General features: G+C 60.6%; 9 protein-coding genes. 6 read left to right on the plus strand and 3 right to left on the minus strand.

Annotated elements, in window-relative coordinates; translation table 11 throughout:
* Positions 1-37 precede the first annotated feature (37 nt).
* Together BKG76_RS13015 and trmB are read right to left on the minus strand one after the other, a co-directional pair.
* The gene (locus tag BKG76_RS13015) at positions 38-616 is read right to left on the minus strand and encodes an NYN domain-containing protein (protein ID WP_165758458.1); all 579 of its coding nucleotides are present in this window, start codon (positions 614-616) and stop codon (positions 38-40) included.
* A 110-nt stretch (positions 617-726) separates the two neighbouring features.
* Positions 727-1,512 (minus strand): tRNA (guanosine(46)-N7)-methyltransferase TrmB, encoded by a 786-nt coding sequence (gene trmB / locus BKG76_RS24445; protein ID WP_109420849.1) that lies wholly within the window; start codon positions 1,510-1,512, stop codon positions 727-729.
* A gap of 151 nt (positions 1,513-1,663) precedes the next feature.
* Between trmB and BKG76_RS13025 the strand changes: the two genes are divergently transcribed.
* The 6 genes from BKG76_RS13025 (at position 1,664) to BKG76_RS13050 (ending at position 11,158) form a co-directional block, all read left to right on the plus strand.
* Positions 1,664-2,740 carry an ERA-like protein 1 gene (locus BKG76_RS13025; protein WP_070938011.1) on the plus strand — a complete coding sequence of 359 codons (1,077 nt, stop codon included), beginning with the start codon at positions 1,664-1,666 and terminating at the stop codon, positions 2,738-2,740.
* Positions 2,737-4,182 (plus strand): hypothetical protein, encoded by a 1,446-nt coding sequence (locus BKG76_RS13030; RefSeq protein ID WP_070939191.1) that lies wholly within the window; start codon positions 2,737-2,739, stop codon positions 4,180-4,182. Before BKG76_RS13025 ends, BKG76_RS13030 begins: the two co-directional genes overlap by 4 nt.
* On the plus strand, positions 4,179-4,529 hold the full coding sequence (locus BKG76_RS13035) for a DUF6802 family protein (RefSeq protein ID WP_070938012.1): 351 nt from the start codon (positions 4,179-4,181) through the stop codon (positions 4,527-4,529). Before BKG76_RS13030 ends, BKG76_RS13035 begins: the two co-directional genes overlap by 4 nt.
* A 238-nt stretch (positions 4,530-4,767) precedes the next feature.
* The gene (locus BKG76_RS13040; RefSeq protein WP_070939192.1) at positions 4,768-6,588 is read left to right on the plus strand and encodes a phosphoenolpyruvate carboxykinase (GTP); all 1,821 of its coding nucleotides are present in this window, start codon (positions 4,768-4,770) and stop codon (positions 6,586-6,588) included.
* Positions 6,589-6,792: 204 nt separating this feature from the next.
* Positions 6,793-9,648 carry an MMPL/RND family transporter gene (locus tag BKG76_RS13045; RefSeq protein WP_070939193.1) on the plus strand — a complete coding sequence of 952 codons (2,856 nt, stop codon included), beginning with the start codon at positions 6,793-6,795 and terminating at the stop codon, positions 9,646-9,648.
* Positions 9,649-9,664: 16 nt separating this feature from the next.
* Positions 9,665-11,158: a carotenoid oxygenase family protein gene (locus BKG76_RS13050; protein ID WP_070939194.1), complete on the plus strand. Its 1,494-nt coding sequence runs from the start codon at positions 9,665-9,667 to the stop codon at positions 11,156-11,158.
* A 6-nt stretch (positions 11,159-11,164) separates the two neighbouring features.
* On the opposite strand, the gene BKG76_RS13055 is transcribed toward BKG76_RS13050, so the two are convergent.
* Positions 11,165-12,664: a flavin-containing monooxygenase gene (locus tag BKG76_RS13055; protein ID WP_070938013.1), complete on the minus strand. Its 1,500-nt coding sequence runs from the start codon at positions 12,662-12,664 to the stop codon at positions 11,165-11,167.
* Positions 12,665-12,686 lie beyond the last annotated feature (22 nt).

Genomic DNA, 12,686 nt, shown 5'->3' on the forward strand with positions numbered 1-12,686 from the left:
AGAATCTCCTAACTAGCGTCTCTCACGCGCTGAGGTTTCATGTCCTGGACGTAAGCAACGCCGACAACGGTCGGAATGGCTGCAACCAGGCGCCTTCGTCGGGGAGCGAATCTAGACCCACCCGCGGCAAGGCTCGGGGGAAAACTCCGGGTATGTCCTCGAGATCGACGAACTCCAGAATATCCGAGGTTAGCGCCCAACTCGCATGTTCGCGAAATCCCAGCACACTGACGGGCACCCCGTCACCGGCGATTATTTCCAGCGGTTCGCGGAAAGCCTGACCATCTGCCGAGGCCACGAGCACCCCAGCCAGGCCTTCGGCGGACCGCAGCTCGATATGAGCAAGCATGTCGGCGTCGACGTCGCTGTCTTCGTCGATCTTGGGTTTGGCGAATACCGCAAACCCAACATTGCGCAGCGCCTCGACCCACGGGCGCACCACTTCGGCACTCCCCGGCGCGATATTGGTAAAGACGGTGGCCTCGGGTTCAACGAGGCAATCGGGATGATCTGCCGAGTAGGCGGCGGTGCGCTCCAGCAGCCAACGGCCGAGCGCGTCGAACCGGGGCCGGTTCTCCGCGGAGGGCCGGCCGCCGATGATGGCGCCCAGCCCCATGTCGAGGTTTGGGGCGTCCCACACCAGCAGCACCCGCAGCACCCGGCGGCGCGTCGCGTCGGCGACGGCGGAGGTGTGCACGGTGTCTTCCGTGTCTTCCACGTCCAGGCTCACAATCGCTCCCAGACGAAGTCATTGATGGCGCTGCCGACGGTGTGCGCTTTCCCCTCGAATTTGGTCGTGGGGCGGCGCACCGAGACCGGAATGCGGGGATCGTGAAGATCGAGGCGGCGCAACGTTGGTTCCGAGTCCCCGACCTGGGCGATGTGCTCGGCGTAGTTCGCATGATCGGTGGCCACGTGCAGGGTGCCGCCCGGGCGGAGCCGGTCAGAAATCAGGGCGACGGTGGCCGCCTGCAGCAGCCGGCGCTTGTGGTGACGGGACTTGGGCCACGGGTCCGGGAAGAACACCCGGGCCGCGGTCAGCGATCCCGACGGCAGCAGGTGCTCCAGTACATCCAACGCATCGCCGCGGATCAGCCGTATGTTCTCGATGCCCTCGCGGTCGATCGCCGACAGCAGCTGGGCCAGGCCCTTGCGGTAGACCTCGACCGCCAGTACGTCGAAATCGGGTTCTTCGAGTGCCATTGCGGCGGTAGATGTCCCTGTGCCACAACCAATTTCGAGAATAAGCGGGGCGGTACGCCCGAACCACGGGGTGGGGTCCAGCGGCGGGCAGGAGCCGTCGGCTTCCCGGGCGACGCGACCGTACGTGGGCCACGACTTGTCCCAGGCCTTCTGCTGGCCTTCGGTCAGCGACGAGCCGCGCGACCTAAAGCTGGAAACCCGACGTGGATGGCGGTTCTGATCGCCGGAATCGGCGCTGACAGCTCCCGGAAGCTCGTCGGTGGCTGATCCAGCTACCGCACAGCCCCGTTCGTGGCCGTCATAACGCATATCCCCATGGTCACCCATAGGTGGCAGATCCCATAATCCCAGCGCGTATTGATACTCAACAGTTGCCTACCAGGGTGGAACCGTCTACCAGATCAGGTGACAATGTGAGCATTTCCGTACGAACGATGAGATTGGATCTGGAAAAGCAACAATGACGCGGGGGTTTGAGGTCTTCCGGGCGACACTCGACCGGTTCGCGACGCGTCCCGAGATTCGTCAGGTGCACGGTGGCCAGCGCATTCACGATGTCGTGGTGCGGTCCGGGGATCCGCTGCGGGTCACCGTCCGGGGCCGCGCCGGGGTGGGGGTCACCAGTGTCATCGGTGCGCTGGGCCGCACCCTGCCGGCCGAAGACGGGCCGGGGCACGCGCTCATCGAGGTGCCGATCCCCCAAGACGACGCGGCAGACCCCCTCGTGGCCGACGTGGACATCGTGGTTTTCGCGGAGGCGCTCAAGCCCGAGGATCGTGTGGTCTTGGAGGCCTCCACCGCGCCCAAGGTGCTGATTCTCAACAAAGCGGATCTGACCGATCCGGGCGCCGCACGCGGGCCCTGGAGCGCAGCCGTATCGCGTTGCGCCCAGTATCGCGCCGAGACCCGGGTTCCGACCTTGCCGTTGTCCGCGCATGTCCCGTTGGTCAGTCTCGATGACGGCATGGTCGAGGCGCTCAAGCTGATGGTCGAGAACCCGGCCGACACCAGCTCCGTCGACGCCTTCGTCACGTGCACGCATGAAGTGCCGGTCGCGATGCGGCGGCGCATCCTGCATGAACTGGACCTGTACCCGATGGGATGCGCCATCGGGGCGCTACGGCAGGTTCCTACCCTGGCGGCCCCGGGGCTCAGCTCGCTGCTGCGCGATCTGTCCGGCATCGACGCGGTGGTCAACGCCATTCGCATGGCCATCGCGCAGGGCTGGTACCGCCGGATGCGCACGGTACTGTCCGATCTCCGCAAGATCGGGGTGACGGGTGTGCTGCCGATGCAGATCGATTCCTTCGTGAACAGTGACGACGTGGTGGTGGCCGCGATGCAGTGCGCGGTGGATGCCGCCACGGCTGCGGGCATCGCTGTGGAGCTCAGTGACCACCCAGAAGATCACCGCTACCGTGCCGAGCGCTGGCAGCGGTTCGCCGCCGGACCGGTGAACGCCACCTATGCCGCGATGGGAACCGACATCGCGCGCGGGTCGCTGCGCCTGTGGCGCCGGGCCGGAGGGCGGGCGTGAACACTTCGGCAGACAAACGTGTCGATGAGCTGGTGCTGGCGGTCGATCCCGCGCTCGGTCCACTGGGCGTGGAGCTACACGATGCCGTGATGGTGACCGGCAGTTGGTTGGCCGGCGCGAGCACCTTGGCCGCCGAGCTGAAGTCACGCATGTCGGGGGTGCGCATCGTCGAACCCGAGGATCTGCGGCACGGGCAGGCACCGGTGGCGGTGGTTTTCGTGTGCAGCGGGACGGCACCGTTGACCCCATCGGACTGCGGGCTGATCCAGTTGGCCGCCGCCAACACCGATGCGCTCATCGCGGTGGTTTCCAAGATCGACGTGCACCAGTCCTGGCGCGACGTCATGGAACGAAACCGCGAGATCCTGGCCCAGCACGATTCCCGATTCAGCGGGATCAGGTGGCTGGGTGTGTCGACGCGCGGTGCGGCGCCGGGACTCGATGAGCTGGCGCGCGCCGTGCGTAAGATCCGCGAAGAGCCCGCCCTGGGTGAGCGGAACCGGTTGCGCGCCTGGGCAACTCGTTTGCAGGGAATGCTGAACGTGCCGCCGGAGGCCGGGGAGGGGGCGCGCGCGGACGAACTGCGCAATCAACGGCAGGCGGCGGTGCGGCGCACACGCTCGGGCAAGTCCGAACGGACGCTGGCGCTGCGCAATCGCATCGCTCAGGCCCGGATGACGCTGCTGTACTTCTCGCGCAAACGGGTCGGCTCGGTGGGCGGTGAACTTCGTGAGGACATCGCCGAACTGAAGCGACGCGACGTCTCCGGTTTCGGCGACCGGGTACGAAGCCGCATGGCCGAGGTGGTCGCCGAAGTGGAGCAGGGCACCGAGGAACACCTTGCCGAGATTTCCGCCGAGGTGACCGAGCGCTGGGTTGCGCCGCGCCCCAGCTCAAATCGTCCGGTGCCACCGGAAGCGGGTGATCCTCCGGTGCGATCACGGCGTCTGGAGACCCGGATGATGGCGCTGTTCGGGGTGTTCTTCGGTTTGGGCGCGGCGTTGACGGTGTCGCGTCTGGTGGCGTACGCACGTCCGGGACTGGCGCCGGTGGGTTTGGCGGTGGGCCTGCTGGCCGGTGCCGTGATCGCGGTGTGGTTGGTGGCGGTGCGGGGGCTCCTGCACGACCGGACCGTGCTGGACCGCTGGTTGGGCGACACCATGGGCGAGCTGCGCGCATACCTGGAGCAGTGGGTGGCCGCTCGCGTGCTCGAGGTGGAGACCAGACTCAACGCCGACCTGGTGGAAATCGACGAACGTGAGAACGACAAACTGGCCGCCCGGGTGGGGCAAATTGACTCCGAGCTGCGCGAGGCCGCTATGAACACCGCACGGGCAACGGCCCTGCGCAACCGTGACCTGCCGTCGGTGCACAAGGCGCTAACCAAAGTCGCCGAACGGCTGGACGTTCTCGCCGGGAGCGACGAGAATATGACCTCATGATCGACGGTTTTGACCAGGGAATCCCTGGGGGGCCCGGGGAGGGTCTGCCAGAGCCTGGGCATGCCCTGAGCCCCGACATGCATCTCGATCACCACATGTATCTGCCCACCGACGGCGGGCTGGTGGACCTGGGCACGAATCTCATCGATACCGACCACGACGGCATCGGTGACACCGTCGTCATGCATGAGCCCGACGGGGGACTTGAGATCGTCTCCAGCAGCCACGAGGACGGCATCGCCGACAAGGTGACCACGTTCGGTGCGGACGGCACATACGAAACCTGGGTGCGGGGATCGGGTTCGCACTGGGAGCTCATCGAACACGGCCGCGTCGGCGGTAAGTAATACGACACCGTGCGTGTCGAGGACCCCAAGAGGCCGGGAATCTCGCAGGCGATCTTTTCGTTGTCAAGGCAATACCGCTCGGAGTCGGACAGCTGGGGTCTGGACCGCTGCTACTAGGGCTATGACGGACTGTCCATGACCCCGTTTCACGCTGAACGACACCAGCGCTAACCTCATATATCTAGGTGCCGACCAGTGCCCGTGTGGCCCTGTGTACCCCACAGAGGAGATGCTCTCGATGACAGCAGCGACCATTCCCGGTCTTGACAACGCTCCGACGAAACACGCGGGATTGCTTGCGTGGGTTCGTGGGGTCGCTGAGCTGACACAACCCGATCGAGTCGTGTTTGCTGACGGTTCGGATGAGGAGTTCGCGCGAGTTTCTCAGCAGCTGGTGGACGCGGGCACCTTCCAGCGTCTGAACTCCGAAAGGCACCCCAACTCGTTCCTGGCCCTGTCGGACCCGTCGGATGTCGCGCGCGTGGAATCGCGGACCTACATCTGCTCGGAGCGCGAAGAGGACGCCGGTCCCACCAACAACTGGGTGGACCCCGCCGAGATGCGCGCGACCATGACTGAGCTGTACCGCGGCAGCATGCGCGGGCGCACCATGTGGGTGGTGCCGTTCTGCATGGGCCCGCTCGGTGCTGACGACCCCAAGCTTGGCGTGGAGATCACCGACTCGGAGTACGTGGTCGCCTCCATGCGGGTGATGACCCGCATGGGTGCCGCCGCACTGGAGAAGCTGGGTGACGACGGATTCTTCGTCAAGGCCCTGCACTCCATCGGCGCACCCCTGGAGCCCGGCCAGGACGATGTGCCGTGGCCGTGCAACGACACCAAGTACATCACCCACTTCCCCGAGAGCCGTGAAATCTGGTCCTACGGTTCGGGTTACGGCGGCAACGCGCTGCTGGGCAAGAAGTGCTACTCGCTGCGCATCGCCTCGGCGATGGCCCACGACGAGGGCTGGCTCGCCGAGCACATGCTGATCCTCAAGCTCATCTCGCCGGAGAACAAGGCGTACTACGTGGCTGCGGCATTCCCGTCAGCCTGCGGTAAGACGAACCTCGCCATGATCCAGCCGACCATTCCCGGTTGGCGGGCAGAGACCTTGGGCGATGACATCGCCTGGATGCGCTTTGGCGAGGACGGCCGTCTGTACGCCGTGAACCCGGAGTTCGGCTTCTTCGGCGTGGCACCGGGCACCAACTGGAGCTCGAACCCCAACGCCATGAAGACCATCGAGGCCGGCAACACCGTCTTCACCAACGTCGCGCGCACCGATGACAACGACGTGTGGTGGGAAGGCCTGGAGGGCGAGCCGGAGCACCTGATCGACTGGAAGGGTCAGGACTGGATCCTGCGGGAGACCGAGACCAAAGCGGCACACCCGAATTCGCGCTACTGCACCCCGATGTCGCAGTGCCCCATCCTGGCTCCCGAATGGGACGACCCGCAGGGTGTGCCGATCTCGGCAATCCTGTTCGGTGGCCGTCGCAAGACGACGGTGCCGTTGGTGACCGAGGCCCGGGACTGGCAGCACGGCGTGTTCATCGGCGGCACATTGGGTTCGGAGCAGACCGCGGCCGCCGAAGGCAAGGTTGGCACCGTGCGCCGCGACCCGATGGCGATGCTGCCCTTCATGGGCTACCACGTGGGCGACTACCTGAACCACTGGATCAACGTCGGCAAGCAGGCCGATGAATCCAAGCTCCCGAAGGTCTTCTTCGTCAACTGGTTCCGCCGTGGTGACGACGGCCGGTTCCTGTGGCCCGGATTCGGTGAGAACAGCCGCGTCCTCAAGTGGATCGTCGACCGGATTGAGCACCGCGCCAACGGGGTGTCCACCCCGATCGGCACAGTGCCCGGTGTCGATGATCTGGACCTCACAGGCCTGGACGTCGAGGCGGGTGACGTGGCGGAGGCGCTGGCGGTGAACAACGATGAGTGGCAGGCGGAGCTTCCGCTCATCGAAGAGTGGTTCGAGTTCATCGGCGACAAGCTGCCTACCGGTGTCAAGGATGAGTTCGAAGCCCTGAAGCAGCGGCTGGGGTAGTCGCGTTTCCGGCGAAGGTGACTCTGGAGGGGAACGATTCTCAGACGACGAGCCTCCTCGACGAAGCTCGATTCCCGGCGAGATTCGCTTGTCTGGTGTAATGCTCACAGGATTGCGTCGTTCAGTTCCAGCCGGGGTACCCGACGAATCTTTATCCCTGGAAACGGATGAGGACCCATCTGTTCACCAGTAGTGTCAGCCTACGTGGGGGACGTAATTGGCCGATTCTGCAGCCGTCATGCCGTGCTTGTCATCGGGGTTTGGTTGCTAGCCGCTGCGCTAGGTAACCTTTTTGTACCGCAGGTCGAAAGTACGGCGCATGCTCATGCGCGGGGGTTCTTTCCACCGAATTCGCCGGTTAATGCCGCGGGGGCGCACATGGGTGTGCTGTTTGGTGGCGGGAGCGGCGGCAACCTTAACAACCTTGTTCTGGAGAGCGAACATCCGCTCGGCCCATCCGAGCGGATGTTTCATGATCAGCTGTTAGCCAAGTTGCGTGCTGACCCAGCACATCTCGAGTCGATAAGCGATTTGTGGTCGGATCCGTTGACTGCGCAGGGAGCTTTGAGTGCTGACGGCAAGGCCGTATACACAACGTTGGGGCTAGCAGGCGATCCTGGCTCCGCGCGAGCAAACGCCGCGCTGGATTCGGTGCGGCAAGCCATCGCAAGCACGCCTATCCCATCGGGGTTAGGCGCTTATGTCACTGGTCCGGGTGCGAGTTTGTATGACGAATTTACTGTGATCGACAAACAGATGCTCTTAATTACCGCAGTAACAGTCGTTCTTATTGCGTTTCTACTGCTGCTGGTTTACCGGTCGGTCATCACTGCCGCTGTTCCACTGCTGTCAGTGGGAATCACATTAGGGGTTGCCCGATCGATAGTCTCTTTTCTCGGTGACCGCAATCTTATCGAGGTGTCCATTTTCTCCGTAGCTCTGTTGGCTGCGATGGTGCTTGGGGCAGCCACCGACTACGGAATCTTCCTGATAGGGCGCTATCACGAGGCACGCCGTGCCGGTAACCCACATAAGCAGGCACTCCTTGCCGCCAATCACAGCGTAGCGCCGGTGATCGTAGCGTCCGCACTCACAATTGCTGCAGCTCTGTCTTGTCTAACTCTTGCAGACATCGGATTGCTACGCAGCGCCGGAATACCCTGTGCCATAGGCATTCTCACTGGAATGCTCGCCTCGCTTACGCTGTCGCCAGCGCTAATCGGTTTGGCCGGTCGTCACGGATTTCTTCAGCCACGCAACATGAGGTCGCAAGCCAGCCGCCGCTGGCGACTGGTCGGTACATTGGTGGCACGGTGGCCAGGCCCCGTATTGGTGGCCTCGGGTCTTGTGTTGCTAGTCTGTGCGTTGCCAGCTATTGGATTACGGCTGGGGTTCAACGAGCTTGCGGTACAACCCGATTCCACGCCGGCGAACCGCGGATACCAAGCTATGGACCGACACTTCCCGCCGAATCGGCTAATGCCGGAGATTGTGTCTATTGAGGCTGGCCATGAGTTGCGCAATCCGGCCGGGATAATTGCCATCGAGAGAATAGCTAGCAAGCTCATGGAAATCCCTGGTATTACGATGGTGCAATCCGCTTCCCGTCCAGCAGGTGTGATCCCGGAGCAAGCTACGATCACCAATCAAGCCGGCAGGATCGGGGACGAGCTTGATGCTGGTGTGTCGAAGCTCCGCCAACGCCTTTTGGTGTTCGATAGGTTGACGCCAACGCTAGCCGAATTCTCAGCGGCTGTATCACAGCTGCAAGCGGGATTGTCAAGTTCTGTGAATGGGCTTAGCAGTCTCGGCTCCGGTCTCGACTCGATGAGTTCCGGAATGGGGCAGCTGAAGGACACCCTGGGGCATATATCCCGTTATGTTGACCCATTGCGAGTCTTCATCAATGGTAATCCGACCTGCTCGAAAGATATGTTCTGCTCGCTGGTACTAGACGTAGTTGAGCCGATAGATTCTGCTGTAGCGGCAACAGATACCCTCGCACAGGGCGCGCGGGCATTGGGTCCTGCCACCGCGGATATGGTCAAGACGCTTGCGCACGCGGCACGCTCGCTTGTAACTATGCGCACCGCAGTAATACAGCTCGACTCAATGATCGGGGAACTCACAGCTATCGTCGGAGACACTCGGACCATGTCCTCAGGTCTTACCGAATACCTTCAAGGACTGCGACTTAACTTCGAGAATAGTAGTGCGGGAGGCTATTATCTACCGGAGCAAGCATGGTCCGATCCTCAATTCCAGCGAGCGGCAGACGTGTATTTCGCTCCCGACGGTCACGCGACGCGCCTTCTGGTTTACGGAGAAGGGCAGGTCTTCGGTGCCGATGGTGCCCTGAGATCGACGCAGATCGTTGCAGCGGTGAAGGCGGCGACGAAAGAAGGCACGCTTGCAGTAAACACGGTGAATATCGCTGGTTTTGGTAGCGCGACCGCTCAACTACGGGGGTACGTCCACAGCGACTTCGTGCTGCTGGCGGCGGTTGCGCTTGCGGCGGTCTTCCTAATCGTATTGGTGATGCTCCGCAGCCCGGTTGCGGCGACGGTAGTGATCGGCACGGTGGTCGTTTCGTACGTCTCAGCATTGGGTGTCAGCACGCTTATTTGGCATGATCTGCTTGGGCAGGAATTTCATTGGTCTGTGCCGTCTATTGCGCTTATCGCGTTAGTCGCGGTGGGTGCCGACTACAATTTATTGCTGACCATGCGTATGCGTGAAGAGGCATTCACCACCTGTACTGAAGGTAAAGTGGGACTCCGCACTGCAATGATCCGTACATTCGGGGGCACTGGTGGAGTGGTAACAAGCGCCGGAATTGTCTTTGGAATTACGATGCTTGCCATGCTATCTAGCAACGTACTTACTATTGAGCAGATCGGGACAACCATTGGGGCGGGTCTTATTATCGACACGCTTATTGTTCGCACGTTTGTGGTGCCCAGTATCGCTGGTTTATTGGGTCGGTGGTTTTGGTGGTCGCCACCGTTGTCCCTTCTAGGTTCGCTTGCGACAAAATTTGCACGGCAGAAGACCGAATGAGGGGCGCGTGATTCAGATGCCGAAGGACATCCCTCGAGGGGCGAGTTGGACACCCGGGCACTGGGCGTTGAGTGGCAACTACGCACCAGTGCAGCGAGAGATCGACGCCACTGAGCTACCAGTCACGGGCATTATTCCCAATTTTTTGGACGGTCGCTATGTGAGGATTGGGCCAAATCCGATAAGTGTCCCCGATCCCGCCCGTTATCAGATGTTCTTTGGCACAGGGATGGTGCACGGACTGCGCCTCATAGGCGGCCAGGCTCTGTGGTACCGCAACCGATGGGTGCGTGCGGCTAGCGCGGCTCGGGCATTGGGGGAGAAATGGACTGGAGGGCCCAGCCAAGGGGGGATCGATTTCGCTGCTTACACCAATGTAATTCAGTATGCCAACCGCACTTTAGCTCTGGGTGAATGCGGCGTGCGGCCGTATGAGTTGAGCGAGAATTTGGACACTGTCAGTGGCTTCGATTTCGGTGGTACGCTGCGCGGCGGCTACGCTCCACTTCCAAAGCGAGATCCGAAGACCGGCGAATTGCACGCCATCTCCTATTCGCCACTATTTGGGCATGCCGTGCGCTACACTGTAGCTGATATTTACGGATGTATTCGCCACACTGTCGATATCAAACTGACGGCGATGCCTCTAATGCATGACTTCTCCCTCACCGAGCGTTATGTGGTTGTTTACGATCAACCGGTCGTACTCAATTGGGACGCCGTTGCAAGAGGGCCTTGGTCGCAGTGGTTGACACGCCAACTTAATCGAATCAGCAAGCGAGCCGTGCCCGATCCCCTAGCTGACATTGTTATGGCGGCATCAGCCCGAATTGATATTAACCCGAGCCTCCCCTTCCCTTTCTTGTCTGACCAGAACAGGCCGACACGCGTAGGCGTCTTGCCACGCGACGGTACTGCCGCGGATCTTCGGTGGTTCGAGGTGCCGAGATGCTTTATCTACCATGGCCTGAACGCTCACGATGATGGGGACCAGATATTCTTAGACATAGTCCGCCACCCTGATATGTTCGTTGTTCCAGGCGCAGACCCGATGACTGACGCCGCCACCCTTGACCGCTGGATTATCGATTTGGTCTCAGGAAATGTCAGAGTGCAGCCCCTCGATGACCGCTCTCAGGAATTTCCTCGAGTCGATGACCGGCTGGTCGGCCAGCCATATCGTTACGGCTACTGTGTTAGTTATCCAGCCAATTCACATCCGCGTTTTACCCCCGGTTCCTTACTGCGGCACGACGTGCTTACGGAATCGACCATTGAAGTGTCGTTCGGTGGTCATCGCCAGGCTAGCGAGTTCATTTTCGTACCATCCGGCGAGAACGCCGGTGAAGACGATGGCGTACTCATGGGCTTCGTTTATAACTCAGTCGACGATCGTAGCGACCTTGTGTTGCTGGATGCTGCGACGCTGCACGTCGTTGGTACCGTTCACCTACCTGCCCGAGTGCCGAATGGATTTCACGGCAACTGGATGCCGACCCAGAGTTCGTGATTTGGCCTATTGACTTTCAGTAGAGACGAGCTTGAGATCGTCGAATTGTCGAATCGCTTGCCAATATTGCCACGAGAATCCTGGCCAAAGGATTCGGTTGGTGCCTTTGGAGTCTAAAAACCAACTTGTGCAGCCCCCATTGGACCAAATCTTCGTAGCGAGTTGACGCTGGATGTGTTCGTTGAATTGGTTCTGCGTATCTCGACTCACCTCAATTGCGGCAGCAGTGCTCTGCCGCAATTGATCAATAGCGTACAGCACGTATTTGATCTGCTGCTCAATCATGAACACTACCGAGTTATGAGTCAGCACACTGTTAGGGCCCAACATGAGAAACATGTTCGGCATTCCAGTAACCGTGACTCCCAAGTGAGCTTGATCGCCGTAAATTTCCCACCTTTGCGTGAGTGACTCGTCACCAATGCCGAAAATCTCCAGACCTTCGAATCTGTTACCGATCTGGAATCCGGTGGCGTAGATGATGACATCAACGTTGCGTTCGATGCCATCATCGGTCACGATGCTCTGTGGTCGCACCTCGGCGATACTGTTAGTAACTAGTTCAGTGTTGGAGCGGGCCAGTGCCGGATAGTAGGAGGGCGAAAACAGCAGTCGCTTACAGCCGATCCGATAATTGGGGGTGAGTTTGGCTACCAACTCGGGATCTTGAATATTTTTACGGATGTTGGCCTTTGCGGCCCACTCCAAAACCTTATGGAGCTTGCCAGGTCCATACAATCCCAAGCAAAGCAACTCGGCCACCAAATAGACGCAGAAGCGGAATAGCCCGCGGATCAATGGCATTTGTGCGAAAATTTGCTGAACTAGCTTGGGCATCGCCCAGTTCTTCCGCCCTAGTACCCAGGGTGGGGTGCGCTGATATAACTGTAGCTGTCCCACTTGCTCGGCTATGGCGGGAACAATTTGGATGGCGCTGGCGCCGGTGCCGATGACCGCTACCTTTTTGCCTGCCAAATCCACGCTGTGATCCCAGCGCGCCGAATGAAACATTGCCCCTTCGAACGACTCGATACCGTCGAACGCCGGGATATGCGGTTGATGCAACAAGCCAGTGCCGATGACCATGAACTGGGCGGTGATCCTGTGCCCGTTCGCTGAACGCAGGATCCAGCGTGAAATTGTTTCATCCCAATGCGCACTGACGATCTGGGTGTTGAATATTACTTTGCGACGTAGATCGTACTTATCGGTGAGCCCTTGCAAATAGGCCTGGATTTCTGGCTGTGATGACCACATTTTTGACCAGTACGGATTCTGTTCGAAAGAGTACGAATATATAGACGTTGGCACGTCACTGCCGCAGCCGGGATAGGTGTTGTCGCGCCACGTACCACCGATATCGCTGGCCTTCTCGAAGATCAAGAAATCTTCATCGCCCCGCTTGCGCAACTGGATCGCCATACCCAGTCCGGAGAACCCACTACCGATAATCGCAATGGTGGTTTCAAGATCCACCGGCCTATCAGCCGAGCCGACCTGAATCATACGCGTCGCTTAAACAGCTTGA

It is taken from the genome of Mycobacteroides franklinii, assembly GCF_001853795.1.
GTDB classification, from domain to species: domain Bacteria; phylum Actinomycetota; class Actinomycetes; order Mycobacteriales; family Mycobacteriaceae; genus Mycobacterium; species Mycobacterium franklinii.